Genomic DNA, 21480 nt, shown 5'->3' with positions numbered 1-21480 from the left:
ACATGAGAATATCCGGTTGCGACTTCCGTTGTTGGCGCCCGTGACCTCCTTCGGATACATTGCTAAAGAGACTTGCAGTGACCACGGAGGACGGCAACGTGCGCTTGTTGTCCAATCTGCTTCGACGCTTCATCCGCCAGGGCACCCTGCGAGTCCGCGATGCCGAGGGGAAGGTCCATGTCTTCGGCGAACGCCGGCCCGGGCCCGACGTCGCCATCCACCTCCACGATCGCAGGCTCTACGCCAAGCTGTTCATCAATCCGGAGCTATACGCCGCCGAAGCCTATATGGACGGCAGTCTGACGCTGGAGGACGGTGCCGCAATCCACGATTTTCTGCTGCTGTTCTCCGTCAACCGCGCCGGGCTTTATTCGTACGGCTCACAAAAGTTGATGCGGCGGGTGTGGCGCGGCCTGCGCCGCTGGCATCAGGCCAATCCGATCGGGCTTGCCGCCGCCCATGCGCGCCACCACTACGATATCTCGACCGAGCTTTACCGCCTGTTCCTCGACGATCAGATGCAATATTCCTGCGCTTATTTTCGAGACCCCGAGCATGAAACGCTCGAACAGGCGCAGCGCAACAAGCTGATTCACGCCACCAGCAAGCTGCAATTAAAGTCCGGCATGACGGTCGCCGAGATTGGCTCCGGCTGGGGCGGCTTCGCCATTCATCTGGCGCGCGAAACAGGCGCCCATGTCACCGCGGTTAATGTTTCGCCCGAACAGATCAGGGCCGCACGAGATCATGCCGAGGCCGCCGGCGTCTCCAATCGCGTCTCGTTTCGCGAGTTAGACTATCGCCAACTCACCGGCCAGTTTGACCGAGTGGTTTCGGTCGGCATGATGGAGCATGTCGGCATCGGTCATTTTGATGAATATTTCCTGAAAATCCGCGAGCTCCTGGCGCCTGACGGCTATGCTTTCATCCATTGCATCGGCCGGATGTCGCAGCCCGGCACCACCGGCCCCTTCATCCGCAAATACATCTTTCCTGGCGCCTATGTGCCGGCGCTATCCGAGACCTTCGCTGCCACGGAGCGCTGCGGTCTGTGGTGCAACGACATGGAAGTGCTGCGATTGCATTATTATTACACGGTGAAACACTGGCGCGAGCGCTTCGCCAAAAATAGAGCCCGGGCTGCTGCGATCTACGACGAGCGGTTCTGCCGGATGTGGGAATTCTATCTTGCCGCCGTCGAACTCGAATTCCTGCATGGCTCTCACATGGTGTTTCAAATTCTGCTGTCGACCAAACGTGATGCGGTGCCGATCACGCGCGATTTCATGATCGACTTCGAGCGGGCAGCCTGGGCGCGCGCGCAGACGGCCGGCTAAAGGACGCCGACTCGACAGTCCACCGACCTTGCTGACACGCGTCGAGGTGATCGAATAGGTCGCCGATCACTTCCGGCAATGGAACTTTTCGGAAGAATCGACCCCTTGAGTCCCGACAAACTGCGTGACACCCTCCCCCAAACTACGGGGAGGCACATGACGATTCTCTGCCGTGTCCTAATGGTCTATCCGAAGTTCATTCCGAACTCGTTCTGGAACTATACGGAAGCCTGCGAACTGGTCGGCGCGAAGTATCCGGCCGCGCCACTCGGCCTGATCACGGTCGCCGCCATGCTGCCGAAGCATTGGGACATCCGTCTCGTCAACCGTAACACTGAACCTTTGACGGACGCGGACCTCGACTGGGCCGATCTCGTGATGATCGGCGGCATGCTCAACCAGCAGCCTGATTTCATCTACCTGATCGATCTCGCCCACCTGCACGGCAAGCCGGTATGCGTCGGTGGACCTGACGTGTCCTCCAGCCCGCATCTTTACGCGGACGCGGACTTCCAGGTGATCGGCGAAGCCGAGCAAGTCATGCAGCACTTCATCGCCGCCTGGGAAAGAGGCGAGCGCAAGGGCGTGTTCATCGCCGAGAAATTCAAGATCGACGTCACCCTAAGCCCGATGCCCCGCTACGATCTGATTAAGTTCGATCACTATCTCTTCATCGGCGTGCAATATTCGCGTGGCTGCCCATTCACCTGCGAGTTCTGCGATATTATCGAGCTGTATGGTCGCGTGCCGCGCACCAAGACCAACGATCAGATTCTCGCCGAGCTGCAAGCGCTCTACGATCACGGTTATCGCGGGCATGTCGATTTCGTCGATGACAATTTCATCGGCAACAAGAAAAACCTTCGCACGCTGCTGCCGCAGCTCAAAGCCTGGCTGGAAGAGCGCGACTATCCGTTCGAGTTCTCGACCGAAGCCTCGATCAATATCGCGGACGACGATGATCTGTTGCAGGCGATGAAGGACACAAATTTCTTCGCGATTTTCGTCGGCATCGAGAGCCCGGATCCAGAGGCGCTCGTGCAGATGAAGAAGAAGCAGAACACCAGGCGCAACATCGCGGAGTGCGTCCATAAGATTTACGGCTACGGCATGTTCATCACCGCGGGCTTCATCGTCGGGTTCGATACCGAGAAAGTTTCGATGGGACAGGCGATGATCGACTTCATCGAGGAGACGAACATTCCAGTCTGCATGGTTGGACTACTCTATGCGCTGCCTGGTACACAGCTGACGCGGCGGCTAGCCAAGGAAGGCCGCCTGCACAACGGCCATGACCTCATGAAGGTAGAGCAGGCGGGCGACCAATGCACGCTCGGATGCAATTTCGACACCAAGCGTCCGCTTCGTGACATCCTTGTGGATTACAAGGCAGTGCTCGATCACGTTTTCTGCCCGACGGCATACGCGGGACGGCTGTCACGGCTCGCCGTCATGCTTGACCGCTCCGACCGTCGCCGCGACCTGCCAGACGGCGACATGCGCAAGAGACTTGGCGGCCTCGACAGCGTACACAAGGTCATGCGGATCCTACCGGAGGTTCGCGAGCCGTTCTGGAAGACCTTCGTCGAGATCGCTAAGACCAATCCAGGCGCGCTGCGTTACATCGTGATGCTGATGGCGCTGTACCTGCACCTCGGGCCGTTCTCGAAGCGCGTGATCGGTGAGATTGACCGCCGCATTGCCGAGTTGGACGGTAGGCATCCGGTGAGGGCCACGGAGTCCTCTGCTTGTGCTCGTCCAGTAAAGGCGGGCAGTAATAACCCGAGGAACGAGCAAGTGTAGGCCTTGAGCTCATAAAGATGCAGAAGCGGGCAGCCGTTCCCTTAAGTCGAGGCCTTCGTGCGATCAATATCTTCTGGCGATCGGCCCGCCCCAGTCGAACTTGTAGTTCAAGCCAACTTCTCGCCGAATGGAGGGTGTCCCGGCAGCGCGCCGGTGGTCGTGAGAAAGCGGGTTCGGTTCCAAAGTCCAAATAGATGCACTCCGCCCTGACAGGAACGCTGGGCCGGAAGCTGGCAGGCCCCGCAATCCACTGTGACGAAGCGAGCAGCAGCATGTCGGGTCCTGGCACCTTTGAGACATTCACCGGAGTCGACCAAAAGTCGCCGTGGTCTGGTCAAACCCGAAGGGACATTGCAATTCGCGGAGTTCGGGCTGTAGGCTTGGCGACGAGCGTCTGAGTGAGGTTGCGCGCGTATGGACCGGAAAATAGTCAGCGACTTCTTGGCGGGCGGCGGCGAGATGGGCGCTTTGACGAGGGGATTTGACTGGTCAAAAACGTCGCTCGGTTCTCCAGAAACTTGGCCGCAAAGCCTTCGAGTTACGGTGCGGCTCGTTCTCACCTCGCGTCACCCGATGTTCATCTGGTGGGGACCGGAGCTCATCCAGTTCTATAACGATGCATACCGTGAGACGATGGGGCCCGAAAGGCATCCAAGTGCTTTGGGTGCACGGGGCCGCGATTGTTGGGATGAGATATGGGACACCATTGGTCCCCAGATCGAGTACGTCATGGCAGGTAAAGGAGCCACCTGGCATGAGGACCAACTGGTACCGGTAACGCGTCACGGTCGTCGCGAGGATGTCTGGTGGACGTATAGCTTTGGTCCAATCGATTTCGAAGGCAAAGTGGGCGGCGTGCTTGTCGTCTGCAGAGATGTCACGTCCGAGCACATGGCAAGGGAAGCGCTGAACCTCATCAATGAGGAGCTCAAGCATCGTGTCAAGAACACTCTCACAGTACTTAGTGCCGTGGCCACTCAGACATTTCGCAACACGTCGAGCAAAGCCGATCTTGAAAAGTATCAAGGACGGCTTGCAGCGTTCGGTCGAGCGCACGACTTACTTACCGCAGCAAATTGGGCTGCAGCGCCCCTTCAAGATGTGATCAGCACCGCCCTAATCCCTTATAGGACTGATGAAGATTGGTTTGCGGTCTCGGGTCCTCCACTTATCGTCAAATCTCGACAGGCCCTCGCTCTGTCCTTGGCAATCCACGAGCTTGCGACCAACGCTTTGAAGTATGGCGCTTTGACTGTGGCGGGCGGCCACGTCTCGATTACATGGACATCCGAAGATCAGGAGGGTGAGCCAAAATTTGTTTTCGTCTGGCGGGAGCTTGGTGGCCCGCCTGCGACGGAACCCGCCGCTGTAGGCTTTGGTTCGCGCCTCATTTCTCGAGTGCTACAAGACGATTTCGGAGGCTCCGTGGAAGTATCGTATGGATCAACCGGGCTCATTTGCCGCCTGACGGCCCCCCTCGAAAATCTGGCAATTTCCCCGAATAGCGCGTGAAGCTCTTCTACCAGCGCTAAGTGGCCAACGTTAAGACAGGGGCGCCGCGTCGTCGCCTCACCGAGTTCCATCAGTCTGCCGTCGAGCGTGTTCGAAGCCGGTTTACGACTTTCGGCTCTGGAGTTACAACGGACGTGCCGTGCAGGCAGCGAGGCTTCCGAGTTTGGCACTTTATCGGATGCGCCGCGCCAAGCTAACGATGTCCGTTGATAAGAAGAGCAAAGCGGAAGTCGTGCTTGGAAGAGGCCGCCTCAGTTGGCGGCCCCCTTTCTCTACAGGTCCTCCCGCAGACCCTTGAAGAATGGGTGGCGAACCTTTCCCTCGGCAGACTTAGCGCGGTACTCAATCTCGGCCATTAATTCCGGCTCCACCCAGATCCCCTTGTGCGCGATCCGCTTGGTGCAGGGATGGGTTTTACAGATCAGGGGCGCTAGGCGCTTGCGCAGCTCGGCGGATGATTTCTTGTCGAAGCCGTGGACGACCTTGCCAGCATAGGCCAGGTCATCGCCCTTGCGCCGGCCGACATAGATGCCGTCTCAATCGTTGCCGTCGAGCGCAAAGGCAGCGACGGTCAGCGTCTCGCGCTGGGCGCAGGTTTTCTTGACCCAGTCGCGGCCGCGCCCTGAAAGATAGCGGCTGTCGTGGACCTTTGAGACGACGTCATCCAGCCTGACCTTGCAGGCGTGGGCGAACATCTCCTTGGTCGACCTCGAAGCTTTCGCTGAACTGGATCGCGGTTTTCTCATTAGTCTCTTACAGATGCCCCTTGCGTTCGATCAGCGGAAGTTTTCGCAGATCCTGGCCGTTGAGGTAGAACAGATCGAACGCGATCTTGCCGCGCAATTCGTTCTGCAGCACGGAGAAATCAGTGGTGCCGTCGGCGGCGGGCACCACCACCCTCGCCATCGGTAATGGCGCTGCCCGCATTAGGCATCGTCGGCAACTTTTTTGAAGCGTCTGGTCCAGTCATTGCCGCAGCGGGTAAGGACCTTGGTGGCGTCGTTATGGATATGAAGCTGAACGCGATAGCCGTCGAACTTGATCTCGTGGATCCAGCGATCGCCGGACGGCACTTTATCGATCGAGGTCGCCAGCGCTGGCTAACAAACCCGAGGTAGGGCGCCTTCACGCCGATCGCCGCCTCCTTGCGCTGATACGCCACAAAAACTCCGCGCCCCTGCCGCTTAGGTTGGCGCCCGCCTTTTTTGCAAACATCGGAGTCAAAGCGGAGTAGTCGTAAACGTCGTGCCAAGAAAGGACCAGGATTTTACACTCTGAACACAAAATACCCTAGCTGCCTTGACTCCGTGAGCTTCTGAACGGCAGCCTTGTAAGCTGCTCCGCAACCCGAGCAGAGAAAAACCATCACTAGTGCCCCGCCCGCGAAAGTTGGCGGGCGAGGTCACTCGGAACGTAAGCCTTAGGTGTGCTGAGCGAAGCTGTGTCGGGCGGCAGACTGAGGCTTGCTAACGTTTTGCTCGAGGGGGTTGGCGGGTAGTTGAAGCACTGTAGCTTTTTGTCCTGGAATGAGATCGGTCACCAAAACGATTGTGCCGTTGGAAAACTCCAGCGCGTCGTGATGATGCATCGGTTGATCGAGATCTATCTGCCGAAAGCGAGCCAGCCGATCGCCAATATCTTTGCGGAACAACAGGCCGCTTTTTTGTACGTTCGTCTCGAATGCGATCTCCGTCCCGGGACGAAGGCAGACAGCGACCTGCGGATCGTTCGGACTAGCAAAGCCTCGAGTCGTCGTGGCTTGAAATTTGGAAGAAACCAGCGTTTCCGCGACCTGCGCGGGACGGCTGGCGACCGCGTGTAAGCTGTAATCGCACATAGAACGCTCCTCTAAGAGCCGCCCAGCGAACCATGAACATACATCAACCCCATTTGGTTGCTATCTCGGCCAAAGTCAATTTGCCTGAGGCTCCTTTGCCGACGTCATCGAGGCGCTGCGAGAAACTTGGAGCGGGGTGGCCCTTCACGTCCGAGCAGCAAGACTGACTAAGGTGCTCGATAAGTTCTCTACAGGCCCCAGAAGGGAGGCTCGGTATTCGATCTCGGAAATCGCCTTAATTGCGACCACAAGTGGCCGACGTTCTCCAGCGTTCAGGAGAGAGATGACGTGCAATCGCGCTTGGTCTCGAGCGGCGGGCGCGGGGGTAACCCTTTCTTACAAGGTAGTTCGAGGCGATCTCAATCGACTGGCGATAGCTGGTACTGACTTCATCGAAATAGTTCATCGACTAGTCCGTGGGTAGTCGCCCCCACGAAAAGCTCAGTTAATCGAGAAAATTGCCGACCGTCATTATCCTTTGTTAAGATCCGCAAAGAAGGGAAGGAAAAAGCGGTGGAATTGCACTCGGCACACTGCGCATGTGCTGCACCAAGGAGCATTGGTGGGAAAAACCTGCAAGCAAGCCCTGTTTGCGTGGCAACCAAATCACCTTGTTTGCGTTGGCTAGTGTGGATAGGAAGCAATGCGCGCACAGTACTGCCTGGAACAAGCCGAAGAATGTCTGCGCCTGATGAAATCGGCGGCAAGCGAAACTGAGGCTCGGGTTTTGCGTGACCTCGCCAATAGCTGGAAGCGAGTCGCCGGGCAGATCGATCGGTATCGTTCGCTTGCTCGCGACACAAGCGAGGCCAAGAGCTTTAGCCCAAACGTTGCCAAAAATCCGTAGCCAGAACAGGCCAGTCCGGCGGGGCCAGGTTTGGCCAGCGTATGTCGTCTCTATCGTGTGTCGGGCCGCTCACGCTCTCAGATCGGCGCTCACATCCGTTTCGGAACTTGAGGGCTCAGCGTCTCGCCAACTCCAAGAACTCCTCGACGGAAACTGGCACGTCATCGCACTCGGCAAACCGTCGGCGTAGCTCGTCGGCTATATCGACCGTCACGTCGCGAGACCACCCCTCAGCGGTATTGAATGCGACGATACGCCTCGGACGGCTGTATTGATCGTCCAACAGTTCGCGGATCAGCATCTCGTGGTTGGCGTCCGCTTCAGCGGTCTCGCGCCAGACGCGGCCGAAGCGGCCCAAGTCCTCCAGCACCAAATACGTATCCCCGCCGCCTTCTGACGGCACCATTGATTGCGAGTGACGCATACGCAACTCCACTAGGTGGCTCAGCTCTTGGAAGTTGAGGCGGTGGATTAGAGCTGGAGCCGTGGCGTCGACGGGAGACGCCGCCCAATTCTATGCCGTCAGTCCTCAACTCGTTCCTAAGAATTGCATCGCTCCAGGCCAGGAACAGCTGGAAACCGGCGCATCGTGCATGGGGCTCAAGGAGCGGCGCGGAGGTTAGGAACGCGAGCGAGCGAAGTGGGTTGAGGCGCTGTCGCGCTTGCCGAAGTGCGACACCTCAGCCCGCAAGGGCCTCAGCGTCGCCCCCGCTGGGGCCCTTCGTACGAAGGCGGGTGCCGGGCGAGGCTGACGCGGTCCACACCAGAGACAATCAATCTAATGGCGTTCGAGGCAGGACCGCCTCCGAAGCCCTGACCCTCCGCGTCACGAAGATCGGCAGACAGCGATACCCGGGGCTAACCGGTCCTCATGCGTCGATGCTCAAAGACGGCCGGATAATCGGCTCCATGGCGGCAAACCTGACAGGTAAATCTCGGCTCCAGGTCGGAGAGGCGTACTGTGCTCGGGAAATTTAGGGACAGAACGGACGCTCTGCAGACCGCGACTTGGAGTTTTGGCTTCAGGCCGAGTCCGAGATCAGCGAGAGCAATCGGGAATGAGGATCAGCTTAAGCGGCATCCTTGGTCCTTATTTGCTTCGGGCTCCCAGCAGCTCGCCGGTCTTACGATTGACGAAGTGTAGCCGCGTACACGCTGGGCAGGCCATTCCTTCGAACTCAGTAACTTGCGCATCCTCATCCTCAACCAGCCTTGGACGTGCTGATTGGTTATCGGACATTTGAAAATGAATGGCCTACTCATCAGCCAATGCTCACTCATTACGAGCAGCAATGATGGGCGAGGTGCGGAGTTCCACATTGATCGAGCGCAAGTCTCGTCCAGGCTTCAGCGCTTTGCCATCTCCAGTAGCTCCTGCACCGAAGCCGGTACGTCGTCATAGTCGACATTGGGCCGAGCTGCCGCGCCCGTCCTCCGCCTGGTCAGCGTGATCGGCGCTTCCAGCCGGCTCGGCTGGTGGCCGCGGCACAAACTGCATATTGCATGTCACTAAGGCGTGAGAGGAAAGACGTTGCTTTTCGGTTTCGCCAGATCAACACTGGTCACCCTGTGTAGAGTAAGGGGGCTGCCATGGTTGGGTGGTTTAAGGTCGGCGCGCTTTCTCTTCTGCTCTGAGCACTGTTGACCGCCGTGACGTTGTTGCCAATCCTGTTAGCTGCGGGCTGAAGAAAGCTCCCCTCGATGGCGTCTTCTCTTACTTGATCCAGATCAACGCCGTCGCCCAGCAGCCGCCGGTGAATGGCGGATGGCAGTTGATCCAAAGCAGGTTTCCATCCTCGAGATTGCCGGGATCGCGACGATCATTTTGAGCGTGGCTCTAGTCGTCGGCATGCTGTATTCCCTTTGGGCGGCACCCTGAAGGGTCATGGTTCGTTGCGCCTGTTACCGTGCCGCATCTCCGGCTCATTCCAGAACCTCGTATTCGAACGCAACGCCCTCCGGATCGTTCTTCGCAAACCGTTCATCGGCGGCGTCGCGGTTCGCGAAAACCTTGAGGTGATCCCGGTCGCCGACTTGCCTGCTGGTATCGACATAGATCCAGACGGTTGTCATTTGACGATCCTGCACGCACACAGTGGAGTCCGACGGGAAAAATAGGAACTGCAAAAGAAATACGATGTTGCCGTCAAACACGAGGGCCAATGGCGGCTCCGCGCGGAGCCCAAATGCATTCAGTCGAACAATGCAGAGCCTATGCTGCGGAGTACAAAGCCCTCGCAGGTAATCCTAGGAATTCAGCCCGCCGATCTGCCGTGCTAAGGAATATTTCACGTAGCTGGGCAGCGCTAGCGAACCAATTTGAGAGCCTTGCGATCATCGCGAAATCGGAGGGAGATCGGTAGATCGGCGGCGCGGGGGCAAGGGCGAGGCGCGGTCTGTGGCAGGGCGCGGCGTAAATTTAATCTTTGTTCCGAGGGAGGGACAGGCAGCGACACCAATTCCGCCATGCCTGCTGCTAGATTGGACTTGAGGCATCGGGAGAGTCCGGCACCCCCTTTTCAGAAACCTCCCACGCGCCGGCTGCCTAACATAAATCAACTTTCATCATCACCGCATCGCCTATCATTCATCGCCTATCATTGGTGACTGGAGAGACATCATCGGTACTCCCGTATGAGTTTTCCGACGGGAGTAGTTTTGGAGATATCTGGTTCAAAATTGCAGTGATCGCACTTGGAGCATTGACGGTCCTGTTAATGGTCATCGCTCTTTTTATACATTGAGTAGGGCCGCCACGTTAGGAACGATCCTAACCATCTGGCGTATGTTTGGCGGCGGCCTAGCGTTGGCGAGGGCGAGGCAAGTCAGGGAACGATCTCTATGCACTGGCGACGGCGACGTGAGTTAGGAAACGATGCACATCGGCGGCCCAGCACCTTTCGCATTGCGGTGCTGGCTTTAATCGCATTTGCGTTGTGGCGGAAGAAGCGGACACACAGCGACATCTAACCGGTCCTTCTGTTTTGATGCCAAACTGCATTCGCATCATCCGCCATGAAGCCGTGCCGAAGTCCGGCAGCTTCGAAGTCCGTTTCGCCGACGGCCGGGAATCCAAATTCTTTACTTCGATGACATCCTGGCCCGACGGCTGCGGCCGGACATCCTCACCAGCGAAGAAGCTCTGGAGCGGGCGAAGGCGTTTGCGCGGGCGGAGCGGGATAGGGAGGCAAAATAATAATCAGTCATGATGAGCATGTGACAGCTGCTAATACGGCTTGGTCGATTGTTTCCCGGCGTATGTGGCCGAATAGAGATGCGCTGCCTTCCGGGCCACCAGTTCTGCGCGCGGTGTGTCTTTAAGCGCGCCCGTCGAGTTGAGGATAATGAAGTGGACCAGAGCCAACGCGCCCGCCCCGAATCTTGCCTCGTTGCTGGCAAAAACCTCGTCGAATTTCTGGCGGGAATAAACCGCCGCCCGCGACACTTTTTCAATGTTACTGGATTTGATGAGCAAATGAAGATCGCCTGCGCCCACCTGATGAGCTGTGCTGCTTGCCGCCCCAAACAGTTGTTCAGCGATTTGAGTTTTCTCATCCTGCGAGCCGACTTCAAACAACAAACAGATAATTTTCGGCGTAATCGAGCAACGTTAGCGCTGCTGTAGGCCGCTGGCGCTTCCCGAACAGCCTATTCCAAATGCCTGCCATTCGACCCCCCTAATTTCTTTTTCGTACCGTTCAACCATCGCAATGGTACAGACGCGCCGCTCGTCATGCGGGGATAAGGAGGCTTAGGCATCACGCAGCCTTTTTTGCAATCTTGCCGTTCGCCGCTGCGCAGAACTCCAAATCACTACTTTTCGTCCCACCTGGCTGCCGATACCAATTGAAATGAAAGGGACCGGGTACCACCACCACCACTTCACCTGCCAAGTAGGAATCTGGTCCGTTGGCAACCGTGGCGGCTTCGAAATCTGCGCTTTCAATTCGGCAACAGCACCGGCCTTCATCCAATCTGGAAAGCCGTCATGCCAAACCAGCACGTTCTCGGGTTCAGCAGAACGTGACAGCGTCGCCTTCAATTCTTGAAGGGTTACCGGTCCATTTTGTCCGTTGTAATCGGCGTAATACCAACGGTCAGACAAGTGAGACTCCTCAAAAGATTTTCAACTCTCGCCGCGGAGCCTCGCCACTTCATTGAAAAGCGAGGCCACATACATCATGGAATAGATGGTCTCCCGGTTCTCGCCCTTCGCTTCGCCAGCGGCAACAGCAATACGCGTGGCGGCTTGAACCAGCGGATGGTCGATCTCATTTTTGAGAATACGTATTTGATAAAAACAAACAGCCGCCGCATCATCGGCCGCTCGGTTGAAGTCGGATCATTGGCTGCATGTAGTTCGGTCGCAAGCCGTGCGATAGCAACACCGATCATGTTCGAAAGCGCCGTGAAAACCTCCGCCAGCAGAACCCCCAAGTCCGCGCCGGTGATGCGACCGCTCGTTGCCATCTTGGCGTGATGGCCAATCACGAAGCGAAAAAGCCCGCGACGTAAGGTTCAAGCCACAAGCCAGCGGGTACACCATGGTACTGGATCGTTCCGACGATTGGCCGAAGCGCATCAACGACGGCTCCGGCTGCCCGTTTTCTTTGCCAACCGAACAATTCTCCCCCCGGCCGCCTTGCAGCACTATGAGCTTCCGGGCGGCATGCCTAGGCAGGCGGAGCCAAACTCTCCACAGGGCTGTATAGCGATTGATATTTATTTTCATCAAGACACCAACGGGAATCGCGACACAAATGTGAACACATCCACCACACGACGTTGATTTGTCTCGACTTTTCAGACCGGTTGACTTCCTTGCGCAGGGAATGCCGGACTGCTTCGGCTGTACCTGTATGCTCGTGTGCGCATCTTCTGCACACATTGCACACGAGACCGCGGGTGCTAGCCAGCACCCGGCATTCCCTGCACCCTCGTTGTCGAGGGGAGGAGATGGTTCATGCAAACCTCGGGCGCGGTGCGTCGCGAGAAGGCGAAGTCATATCCACGTCATTGCGAGCGCAGCGAAGCAATCCATTGTCACCACGCATGCGGACGAATGGATTGCTTCGCTTCGCTCGCAATGACGACAGAAATCGCAGGACGGACAATGCCGCCCCAATCCACGTCACAACAACTCGACCTGCTCCGCCGCGATCGTATCGCCGGCATTGATCGTGCCGCCGGTGATCACCTCGGCATAGATCCCGCAGTCGGCATGGCCGAGCCGGCGCTGCAACGCCGGCGGGACCGCGAGGTCGCGCTGGGCCGTATCGGGATCGACATTGATGGCGGCGCAGCGGACGATGCGCTTCACCACCTTCAGCCTGACATCGCCAATCGCAAGCGTGCGGTCGAGCAGGTCGAATTCGTGCCAGGCCGGCCAGCCGTCGACGTAGAGATTGCCGCGGAAGCGAAGCGGATGGACCGGTGCGCCGACAATATCCTCGATGGCGCGGACGCTGGCGAGGTTGATGATGGAAACGACCTTGCGGGCGACGTCCGAAAAGCTGTGGCCGGGGCTCTCCAGCACTTTCGGCGGCCCCTTGATCTGACCGGCGAAGGCGGTCGCGAAAAAATTCTCGATGATCCGCCGGCCCTCGGCCGTCGCCAGGTTGCCCTGAGCTGCGATCTCGCCATTTTGGCGAATCGAGAGGATTTGGCTCGCATCGTCGAAATGGGTGTGCAGGCCGGCCAGCCATTCATCCCGCATCAGCATCAGGAAGTGCGGCTTCGGCAGCCATTTCGGCTCGGCCGGATCGAACCCGGAAGGGCCATTTTCGATGGCGTAGCGGCGATCGGCCAAAAGGGTCTGGCCGGGCTTCAGCTCGGCGCGGCCGAGTTGCTCCGGGGTCAGGCCTTTGACGGGGTAGCGGTAAATCCCGGTGATCCGGGCAGGGGAGGTCGCGTCCATGCGGCTTATTAAGAGATTTCTCCGGCTCGCGCCACAACTCCGAATTTATGGCCTCGGCTCTTCCGTTTTGCCCGGTCGTGCCCACATTTGCGTCAAGCCTGAAAAGCGGGCGACGACCCGCGGCCGGTTGAGGAATGTCAACGCGGTCCGCGAAACCCCAATGAAGATGCCGCAATCATGCCTCAGGGGTGAGGGCGGTAGGCCGAGGGAAGTAAAACCATGAATATTGAAAAATACACCGAGCGGGCGCGCGGCTTTGTCCAGTCTGCGCAGTCGCTCGCCATGCGCGACGGGCACCAGCAGTTCTCGTCGCTGCACGTCCTCAAAGTTCTGCTTGATGATAGCGAGGGGCTGGCCGCGGGTCTGATCGATCGCGCCGGCGGGAACTCCCGCGCCATCCTCAAGGCGACGGAGGACGCGCTGAAGAAGCTGCCGAAGGTTTCGGGCAGCGGCGCCGGGCAGATCTACCTTGCCCCCGACATGGCGCGCGCCTTCGACGCCGCGGAAAAGGCGGCCGAGAAGGCCGGCGACAGCTTTGTCACGGTCGAGCGGTTGCTGCTGGGCTTGACGCTGGAGAAGAACGGCGAGGCCGGCAACATTCTGAACAAGGGCGGCGTCACGCCGCAAAGCCTCAATGCGGCGATCGAAGCGTTGCGCAAGGGCCGCAGCGCCGACAGCGCGACGGCGGAAAACGCCTATGACGCGCTGAAGAAATATGCCCGCGATCTCACGCAGGCCGCGCGCGACGGCAAGCTCGATCCGGTAATCGGCCGCGACGAGGAAATCCGCCGCACCATCCAGGTGCTGTCCCGCCGCACCAAGAACAATCCCGTGCTGATCGGCGAGCCCGGCGTCGGCAAGACCGCGATCGTCGAGGGGCTGGCGCTGCGTATCCTCAATGGCGACGTGCCGGAGAGCCTGCAGGACAAGAAGCTGCTCTCGCTCGACATGGGTGCGCTGATCGCGGGCGCCAAGTACCGCGGCGAGTTCGAGGAGCGGTTGAAGGCCGTGCTGCAGGAAGTCACCGCGGCCGAAGGCTCGATCATCCTGTTCATCGACGAGATGCATACGCTGGTCGGCGCCGGCAAGGCGGACGGAGCGATGGACGCGTCCAATCTGCTCAAGCCTGCGCTGGCGCGCGGCGAGCTGCATTGCATCGGCGCCACCACGCTCGACGAATACCGCAAGCATGTCGAAAAGGACGCGGCGCTGGCACGGCGCTTTCAGCCGGTGTTCGTCTCCGAGCCGACGGTCGAGGACACCATCTCGATCCTGCGCGGCCTGAAGGACAAATACGAGCAGCATCACGGCGTCCGCATCACCGACTCTGCGCTTGTTGCCGCGACCACGCTTTCGAACCGCTACATCACGGACCGTTTCCTGCCCGACAAGGCGATCGACCTGATGGACGAGGCCGCGGCGCGGCTGAAGATGCAGGTCGATTCCAAGCCGGAAGAGCTCGATTTGATGGATCGGGAAATCATCCGATTGAAGATCGAGCAGGAGGCGCTGAAGAAGGAAACCGATATCGGCTCCAAGAGCCGCCTGCAGTCGCTGGAAAAGGAACTGGCGGATCTGGAGGAAAAATCGTCGGCGCTGACGGCGCGCTGGAGTGCGGAGAAGAACAAGCTCTCCGACGCGCAGAAGATCAAGAGTGAGCTTGATGCCTTACGCATTGAACTCGCCAACGCGCAACGCCGCGGCGAATTCCAGCGCGCGGGCGAGCTTGCCTATGGCAAGATTCCGGAACTGGAGAAGCGGCTCGAAACCATCGAGGACAATGAAGACGCCGGCGAGATGATGGAGGAGGCGGTGACCGCCAACCACATCGCGCAGGTGGTGTCGCGCTGGACCGGCGTTCCCGTCGACAAGATGCTGGAAGGCGAAAAGGACAAGCTCCTGAAGATGGAGAACGCGCTCGGCAAGCGCGTCGTCGGCCAGGCCGAAGCCGTGCGCGCGGTTGCAACCGCCGTGCGCCGTTCGCGCGCGGGCTTGCAGGACCCGAACCGTCCGATGGGCTCGTTCATGTTCTTAGGGCCCACCGGTGTCGGCAAGACCGAACTGACGAAAGCGCTGGCAGAGTACCTGTTCAACGACGAGACCGCGATGGTCCGCCTCGACATGTCCGAGTACATGGAAAAGCACTCGGTGTCGCGGCTGATCGGCGCGCCTCCCGGCTATGTCGGCTATGACGAGGGCGGCGCGCTCACCGAAGCAGTGCGGCGGCGGCCCTATCAGGTGGTGCTGTTCGACGAGATCGAGAAGGCGCATCCCGACGTCTTCAACGTGCTCTTGCAGGTGCTCGACGACGGCCGTCTGACCGACGGCCAGGGCCGTACCGTCGACTTCCGCAACACGCTGATCATCATGACCTCGAATCTCGGTTCGGAGTTTTTGGTGAATCAGCCGGAAGGCGAGGATACCTCGGCGGTGCGCGAGCAGGTGATGGGGATGGTGCGGGTGCACTTCCGGCCCGAATTCCTCAACCGCGTCGACGAGATCATCCTGTTCCACCGCCTGCAGAAGAGCGAGATGGGCCGGATCGTCGAGATCCAGTTCGCTCGTCTTCAGAGGCTGCTGGAGGATCGCAAGATCACGCTGACGCTCGATGAGGCCGCCCGCGACTGGCTGGCCGCCAAGGGCTGGGATCCGGCTTACGGCGCAAGACCCCTGAAACGGGTGATCCAGCGCAGCTTGCAGGACCCGCTGGCCGAGATGATCCTCTCCGGCGATGTCGCCGACGGCGACCGCGTCGTGATCTCGAGCGAGGGCAATGTGTTGACCTTCAACGGCAAGGCAGCCCAGACCGCCGAGATCGCGCAGTTCGAGACGCCGGTGCCGAAGCGTAAGCTGAACTAAGCCAGGCAGGAAAGCGAGTGGATGCATCCCGCTAGATGCGGGAGGCATCCACCCGCCAGATTGTTGGGTCAGGCTTGCTCGGGCGCCGGGCTGCTGCCACCGCGTTCGTCGTCATCCTCACTTGGATCAAGCTCCGAGAGGATGTCGACGAGTTCGCGCACGCGGCCCGTTGCCAGCGGCTTGCCGGCGTTCATCATTGGCTCGTCATTGGCGAGCCAGGCTTGGGCCTCGGCAAGTTCGTCCACGGTGGCGCCAGTTCCAATGATCTGGGCGATGGTCACATCGTCGGCGGCGCCGACCACCCTGGCAACGTCCTCACGCGTCAGCTGCATGACGACCTCCATCACTCGGGCCATGCGTCACCGGCCGCGGCGGGCCGGCGGCTTTGTCCTGCACATCAACCGGAGAGCGCGGGCAGAGTTCCGCCAGCCTCAGGCCGCGGCGGCTATTTTTTCGCGACCTTGTAGATCGCGTTCCCGATATCCGACGAGAAATAGATCACCCCCGCTTGCACCGACGCCGACGCCGGTCCGCCGGGCGCGGCCGGAGGCAGCGAGCGGTCTGGCAAATGACACTTTCGGTGCTCGCGTGACCGCTGCCTTTGATCCGACACTCGGCGTGGCGTGAGTATTCCTATCGGATCTTCAAGATGTTATCGAAGGCTCAGCGGCTGACTTCAACGGCTGACCTGGCGCGTCTGCGGCGTGGTGCCGGTGGCCTCCGAAACCCGCGCCGAGCTGCCGCGATTGTTCATCTGGGTGTCGAGCCGGTCGCGCTCTTTTTCGAAATTCGCCAGCATTGAGCCTTCGAGCGAGCGGCCGCGCGGCAGCTTGACGCGCATTGGGTCGACGAAGCGGCCGTTGACCAGGATTTCGTAGTGGACGTGGGCGCCGGTCGACATGCCCGTCGATCCGACGAAGCCGATGACCTGGCCCTGGCGCACGCGCTTGCCGGGCTCCATGCCCTTGGCGAACGCCGACATGTGGCCGTAGGCGGTCTCGTAGCCGTTATTGTGTTTCAGGCGAACATATTTGCCATAGCCGCCTTCCCAGCCGACTTTCTCGACCACGCCATTGCCGGAGGCGAAAATCGGCGTGCCGTACGGCGTCGCCCAGTCCACGCCGGTGTGCATCTTGGTGAAGCCGAGGATCGGGTGGCGGCGGCCGCCGAAGCCCGAACGCATGATCGCGTTGTTGACGGGTTTGCGGACCAGGAACTTTTTCGCGCTTTTGCCGGTCTCGTCGTAAAAGTCGACGACAGAATCGTCCGGTGTCTGGAAGCGATAATATTTCTTGGTTTCGCCGCCGACGGTCAGCGAAGCGAACAGCACTTCGGTCTTTTCGTTGTTGGGGGTGCCTTCGTCGTCGCCGGCGAAGTACACGTCGAAGGAATCGCCCGGCTGCACCTTGCGCTGGAAGTCGACGTCGTAAGAATAGATACGGACCATGTCCTCGATCACGGCGGCCGGCACCTTGTTGCGCAGCGCGGTCTCGTAGATGCTCTGGTAGAGCCGGACGCCGCTGCCATCATCTTCATCGTCGTCATCGTCGTCCTTGCCGGTAGCGGCTTCGGCGACGGTATTCATGCTCTGCACGTCGACGGCGACATATTTGCCGACGTCAGACAGTGCGGCGACGGCTTCAACGGTGGTCTCGTTGGCGACGATCACCCGATAGGGCTGCAGCCGGGCGCTGGGTCCGAGGCCGGAGGGGGCCATCAGGATGCGGATCTTCTGACCTTCCTTCAGGCCGCCGTCGCGGCCGCGGGGGCCAAGGGTCAGCGCAACCGCCCTGGCTTCATCGGGCGTCGCGCCCAGGTCGCGCAGGATCGAAGCGATGGTGTCGCCCTTTTTCACGACGTGAACGCGCTCGCCGGATGGATTGCCGCCGGTGATCTGGTCCTTGGTCTTCGGAAGCAGGGTGACGTTTTCCGGCACGATACGGGTTTCAAAGCCGGCATAGGGATCGGAGACGTTGCCTTCGGTGGCATAGGCGAGCTTGAGATCGGACTGCACACCGCTGGCGTCGGCTGCGGCATTGGCAAGGGACGTGTAGCGGACACCGCCCGAGCCGCGCCAGTTCGCTGCATCCCGTACCCGCATCAGGACTTCATCGAGTGCGACCACGGCGGCGAGCTTCGCCTTGGGCAGCACGGTCGCGAGGTCCTTGGTAACGAAGGAAACCTCGGCGTCGGGTTCGACGGCTTCGGGATTGTTCGGATCCTCGGAAGCCGCCTGCGTCGAGGTGCCGACATCGGTCAGCAGGCGCTGGGCATTGTAGGGCGGGATCTTCGAGCTGAGATCGCTCGTCGTCATGGACAGGTTGCCGGAGATGCGGACGAAGGGCCGCGCCCGCATCACCTCGCGGTTGCCGACACGGGTGACTGTGGATATCCGCACCACGTTGCGGGAGGCGGTGGATTCGCCGGGCGGTGGCAGACGGTCGCTCTTATGCAGGGTCGCGGTACGATCGTTGGCGCCGAATGCCCCGCGTAGTGCGCCCTCGACACGCTCCGGCACCTTGGCAAAGGTCATTTCGCCGTCGAGCGACGCAAAAACGGCGCCGCCGATCAGGGCCGCGCCGCACAGACCGGTCAGGATGGTGCCGCTAAACCATTGTACGGAGACACGGCGGCGATCGATCACCGCGGCCTCGGAGCCATCGACGGAAAGTGGCGGCTCGTGACCGAGATCGATGATCCCGATCTCGCGTCCATAGCCGCTCCCGCGTGGCGCCTTCTGGCTCAACCCTGTGTCCCCCCAAATTCCATCGACATCCGACAAGACCTTCGCCCGATCCAGACCCAAGTTTCCGCCCTTTTGAAGGAGCGATCCGGAGCATGGCGTTGCCGCACGCATGGAAATTCGGGAATCAGAGGCCAGAAAGAAGACCGGCCACAATCTCGAACGTCAATGGTGAGCAGATCTCTCGAAGTTTCCTGGCCGCGTGGGAAAGGCGACGGGTTCCTCGAGACCGCCTGTCCCAGGTAGATGAACTCCGGCAGCCCCCACTGGTACCGGCGATTCAATGCAAACCTTATAGTCAGAACGTCGCAGGAATGTGGCTCAAGTGCGGCCAAAGGCCCGAAACATAGGGACTTCTTGGCGTCCCAAAAAACTTGCGAGCGATACGACAATTTCTTGACGAGGGGCGTTGACAACCCCGATCGGGCGGGCCTATAACCCGGCCACTGAGCGCGGCGATGCATTGGCCACGAGGCCAAGGCATCTATTCGCGCCCCGTAAGCTCCTCATTACGATGAGTGACTCAACAGCCGATACCAATCGGTTGTTATTTGTCGTCGGATGAAGTGCGCGGGAACCTTCCAGAAGTGGAAGGGTGGGGTCCCTCGGGTCCCGGGCTGTTTGACAAGTGAAGATGAAGAAAGAGAAACGTGGACGGCGGAGTCCTTGCGTCTCTCGGAATACTTGAGAGCTTCGGCTTTCAAGTTCTGGGAGTGGACGAAAGACTTCGGCGGTACACGTTTTAAAGGTTACACCATCGTTGCCAGCGATGTGAATCGTGGGCAGCTCGTCGGCTTCGGCCGGCGAAGAATGGTGGGACCTCGTCAAACGTTGTGATCAGCCGGTTCAAGGTTTCAAGTCCAACTTGAGAGTTTGATCCTGGCTCAGAGCGAACGCTGGCGGCAGGCTTAACACATGCAAGTCGAGCGGGCGTAGCAATACGTCAGCGGCAGACGGGTGAGTAACGCGTGGGAACGTACCTTTTGGTTCGGAACAACCCAGGGAAACTTGGGCTAATACCGGATAAGCCCTTACGGGGAAAGATTTATCGCCGAAAGATCGGCCCGCGTCTGATTAGCTAGTTGGTGAGGTAATGGCTCACCAAGGCGACGATCAGTAGCTGGTCTGAGAGGATGATCAGCCACATTGGGACTGAGACACGGCCCAAACTCCTACGGGAGGCAGCAGTGGGGAATATTGGACAATGGGCGCAAGCCTGATCCAGCCATGCCGCGTGAGTGATGAAGGCCCTAGGGTTGTAAAGCTCTTTTGTGCGGGAAGATAATGACGGTACCGCAAGAATAAGCCCCGGCTAACTTCGTGCCAGCAGCCGCGGTAATACGAAGGGGGCTAGCGTTGCTCGGAATCACTGGGCGTAAAGGGTGCGTAGGCGGGTCTTTAAGTCAGGGGTGAAATCCTGGAGCTCAACTCCAGAACTGCCTTTGATACTGAAGATCTTGAGTTCGGGAGAGGTGAGTGGAACTGCGAGTGTAGAGGTGAAATTCGTAGATATTCGCAAGAACACCAGTGGCGAAGGCGGCTCACTGGCCCGATACTGACGCTGAGGCACGAAAGCGTGGGGAGCAAACAGGATTAGATACCCTGGTAGTCCACGCCGTAAACGATGAATGCCAGCCGTTAGTGGGTTTACTCACTAGTGGCGCAGCTAACGCTTTAAGCATTCCGCCTGGGGAGTACGGTCGCAAGATTAAAACTCAAAGGAATTGACGGGGGCCCGCACAAGCGGTGGAGCATGTGGTTTAATTCGACGCAACGCGCAGAACCTTACCAGCCCTTGACATCCCGGTCGCGGACTCCAGAGACGGAGTTCTTCAGTTCGGCTGGACCGGAGACAGGTGCTGCATGGCTGTCGTCAGCTCGTGTCGTGAGATGTTGGGTTAAGTCCCGCAACGAGCGCAACCCCCGTCCTTAGTTGCTACCATTTAGTTGAGCACTCTAAGGAGACTGCCGGTGATAAGCCGCGAGGAAGGTGGGGATGACGTCAAGTCCTCATGGCCCTTACGGGCTGGGCTACACACGTGCTACAATGGCGGTGACAATGGGATGCTAAGGGGCGACCCTTCGCAAATCTCAAAAAGCCGTCTCAGTTCGGATTGGGCTCTGCAACTCGAGCCCATGAAGTTGGAATCGCTAGTAATCGTGGATCAGCACGCCACGGTGAATACGTTCCCGGGCCTTGTACACACCGCCCGTCACACCATGGGAGTTGGTTTTACCTGAAGACGGTGCGCTAACCGAAAGGGGGCAGCCGGCCACGGTAGGGTCAGCGACTGGGGTGAAGTCGTAACAAGGTAGCCGTAGGGGAACCTGCGGCTGGATCACCTCCTTTCTAAGGATGATCCTTCAGTTCAGCTCACGCTGACTATCGGATCGTTTTAGAAACATCAGTGGCCAACAATCGTCAGGATTGTTGAGCTGCATTGGCGGGATTTCGCCGTCTTCGTTTCTCTTTCTTCGCGGACGAACACGCGCCGGGGCTTAGCGCTGTGCGATGCATCGGCGCGAGTCGATTGCGTGCGCGCATGTCCCTGATCCTCATCGGAGGAAGCGTTAGGGGCTTGTAGCTCAGTTGGTTAGAGCGCGCGCTTGATAAGCGTGAGGTCG

15 protein-coding genes, 1 tRNA gene, 1 rRNA gene and 1 pseudogene (1 of these 18 cut by a window edge) are annotated in these 21480 nt (G+C 59.3%); 8 read left to right on the top strand and 10 right to left on the bottom strand.

Translation table 11 applies throughout. The features are described 5' to 3' along the window. Positions 1 to 77: 77 nt before the first annotated feature. From ACH79_RS04780 to ACH79_RS04770, 3 genes are all read left to right on the top strand, one after another. A complete protein-coding gene (locus ACH79_RS04780; protein ID WP_371419362.1) occupies positions 78 to 1337 on the top strand; it encodes a class I SAM-dependent methyltransferase in 1260 nt (419 codons plus the stop codon). A gap of 156 nt (positions 1338 to 1493) precedes the next feature. Next, the gene (locus ACH79_RS04775) at positions 1494 to 3140 is read left to right on the top strand and encodes a B12-binding domain-containing radical SAM protein (RefSeq protein WP_161849989.1); all 1647 of its coding nucleotides are present in this window, start codon (positions 1494 to 1496) and stop codon (positions 3138 to 3140) included. A 414-nt stretch (positions 3141 to 3554) separates the two neighbouring features. Beyond that, positions 3555 to 4652 carry a sensor histidine kinase gene (locus ACH79_RS04770; RefSeq protein WP_161849988.1) on the top strand — a complete coding sequence of 366 codons (1098 nt, stop codon included), beginning with the start codon at positions 3555 to 3557 and terminating at the stop codon, positions 4650 to 4652. Positions 4653 to 4924: 272 nt separating this feature from the next. On the opposite strand, the pseudogene ACH79_RS04765 reads toward ACH79_RS04770, so the two are convergent. Continuing rightward, positions 4925 to 5814 (bottom strand): annotated as a pseudogene (locus tag ACH79_RS04765) (DNA ligase). Positions 5815 to 6072: 258 nt separating this feature from the next. Further along, positions 6073 to 6489, bottom strand: a complete 417-nt coding sequence (locus tag ACH79_RS04760) for a hypothetical protein (protein ID WP_161849987.1) — start codon at positions 6487 to 6489, stop codon at positions 6073 to 6075. Between the two features lie 643 nt (positions 6490 to 7132). On the opposite strand from ACH79_RS04760, the gene ACH79_RS04755 reads away from it, so the two are divergent. Continuing rightward, positions 7133 to 7336, top strand: coding sequence for a hypothetical protein (locus ACH79_RS04755; RefSeq protein ID WP_161849986.1), 204 nt, complete (start codon positions 7133 to 7135; stop codon positions 7334 to 7336). A gap of 115 nt (positions 7337 to 7451) precedes the next feature. Here the strand turns inward: ACH79_RS04755 and ACH79_RS04750 are convergent, their stop codons facing one another. The 5 genes from ACH79_RS04750 to ACH79_RS04730 form a co-directional block, all read right to left on the bottom strand. Beyond that, entirely contained in the window at positions 7452 to 7760 is a 309-nt protein-coding gene (locus ACH79_RS04750; RefSeq protein WP_161849985.1) for a hypothetical protein, read from the bottom strand. 1138 nt (positions 7761 to 8898) lie between these two features. After that, entirely contained in the window at positions 8899 to 9117 is a 219-nt protein-coding gene (locus ACH79_RS04740) for a hypothetical protein (protein ID WP_161849984.1), read from the bottom strand. Positions 9118 to 9259: 142 nt separating this feature from the next. Next, on the bottom strand, positions 9260 to 9499 hold the full coding sequence (locus tag ACH79_RS42865; RefSeq protein WP_202639388.1) for a hypothetical protein: 240 nt from the start codon (positions 9497 to 9499) through the stop codon (positions 9260 to 9262). 1063 nt (positions 9500 to 10562) lie between these two features. Then, positions 10563 to 10916: a hypothetical protein gene (locus tag ACH79_RS04735; protein WP_161849983.1), complete on the bottom strand. Its 354-nt coding sequence runs from the start codon at positions 10914 to 10916 to the stop codon at positions 10563 to 10565. Positions 10917 to 11087: 171 nt separating this feature from the next. Continuing rightward, entirely contained in the window at positions 11088 to 11441 is a 354-nt protein-coding gene (locus ACH79_RS04730; protein WP_161849982.1) for a DUF4339 domain-containing protein, read from the bottom strand. Between the two features lie 156 nt (positions 11442 to 11597). On the opposite strand from ACH79_RS04730, the gene ACH79_RS04725 reads away from it, so the two are divergent. Continuing rightward, positions 11598 to 11816, top strand: coding sequence for a hypothetical protein (locus ACH79_RS04725; RefSeq protein WP_161849981.1), 219 nt, complete (start codon positions 11598 to 11600; stop codon positions 11814 to 11816). Positions 11817 to 12467: 651 nt separating this feature from the next. Here the strand turns inward: ACH79_RS04725 and ACH79_RS04720 are convergent. Continuing rightward, positions 12468 to 13253 (bottom strand): MOSC domain-containing protein, encoded by a 786-nt coding sequence (locus ACH79_RS04720; RefSeq protein WP_161849980.1) that lies wholly within the window; start codon positions 13251 to 13253, stop codon positions 12468 to 12470. Between the two features lie 219 nt (positions 13254 to 13472). Here ACH79_RS04720 and clpB point away from each other — a divergent pair, with 219 nt between their 5' ends. Beyond that, the gene (gene clpB, locus ACH79_RS04715) at positions 13473 to 16112 is read left to right on the top strand and encodes an ATP-dependent chaperone ClpB (protein WP_161849979.1); all 2640 of its coding nucleotides are present in this window, start codon (positions 13473 to 13475) and stop codon (positions 16110 to 16112) included. Between the two features lie 68 nt (positions 16113 to 16180). On the opposite strand, the gene ACH79_RS04710 is transcribed toward clpB, so the two are convergent. Together ACH79_RS04710 and ACH79_RS04705 are read right to left on the bottom strand one after the other, a co-directional pair. Then, positions 16181 to 16444: a hypothetical protein gene (locus ACH79_RS04710; protein WP_202639174.1), complete on the bottom strand. Its 264-nt coding sequence runs from the start codon at positions 16442 to 16444 to the stop codon at positions 16181 to 16183. A 344-nt stretch (positions 16445 to 16788) separates the two neighbouring features. Beyond that, entirely contained in the window at positions 16789 to 18858 is a 2070-nt protein-coding gene (locus tag ACH79_RS04705; RefSeq protein WP_161849977.1) for a M23 family metallopeptidase, read from the bottom strand. A gap of 858 nt (positions 18859 to 19716) precedes the next feature. On the opposite strand from ACH79_RS04705, the gene ACH79_RS04700 reads away from it, so the two are divergent. Next, positions 19717 to 21205: ribosomal RNA gene (locus ACH79_RS04700) — 16S ribosomal RNA — on the top strand. Between the two features lie 225 nt (positions 21206 to 21430). Next, positions 21431 to 21480 (top strand) — tRNA-Ile (locus tag ACH79_RS04695) (it continues 27 nt past the right edge of the window).

Source organism: Bradyrhizobium sp. CCBAU 051011, from assembly GCF_009930815.1.
GTDB lineage: Bacteria > Pseudomonadota > Alphaproteobacteria > Rhizobiales > Xanthobacteraceae > Bradyrhizobium.
This window is presented reverse-complemented; position numbering and strand designations above follow the sequence as displayed.

What these genes read in the sequence shown, in the direction of transcription:
- ACH79_RS04750 (WP_161849985.1), bottom strand. Translation starts at nt 7,760, where the DNA reads ATGCGTCACTCGCAATCAATGGTGCCGTCAGAAGGCGGCGGGGATACG.
- ACH79_RS04720 (WP_161849980.1), bottom strand. Translation starts at nt 13,253, where the DNA reads ATGGACGCGACCTCCCCTGCCCGGATCACCGGGATTTACCGCTACCCC.
- ACH79_RS04710 (WP_202639174.1), bottom strand. Translation starts at nt 16,444, where the DNA reads ATGCAGCTGACGCGTGAGGACGTTGCCAGGGTGGTCGGCGCCGCCGAC.
- ACH79_RS04760 (WP_161849987.1), bottom strand. Translation starts at nt 6,489, where the DNA reads ATGTGCGATTACAGCTTACACGCGGTCGCCAGCCGTCCCGCGCAGGTC.
- ACH79_RS04755 (WP_161849986.1), top strand. Translation starts at nt 7,133, where the DNA reads ATGCGCGCACAGTACTGCCTGGAACAAGCCGAAGAATGTCTGCGCCTG.
- ACH79_RS04775 (WP_161849989.1), top strand. Translation starts at nt 1,494, where the DNA reads ATGACGATTCTCTGCCGTGTCCTAATGGTCTATCCGAAGTTCATTCCG.
- ACH79_RS04770 (WP_161849988.1), top strand. Translation starts at nt 3,555, where the DNA reads ATGGACCGGAAAATAGTCAGCGACTTCTTGGCGGGCGGCGGCGAGATG.
- clpB (WP_161849979.1), top strand. Translation starts at nt 13,473, where the DNA reads ATGAATATTGAAAAATACACCGAGCGGGCGCGCGGCTTTGTCCAGTCT.
- ACH79_RS04725 (WP_161849981.1), top strand. Translation starts at nt 11,598, where the DNA reads ATGGTCGATCTCATTTTTGAGAATACGTATTTGATAAAAACAAACAGC.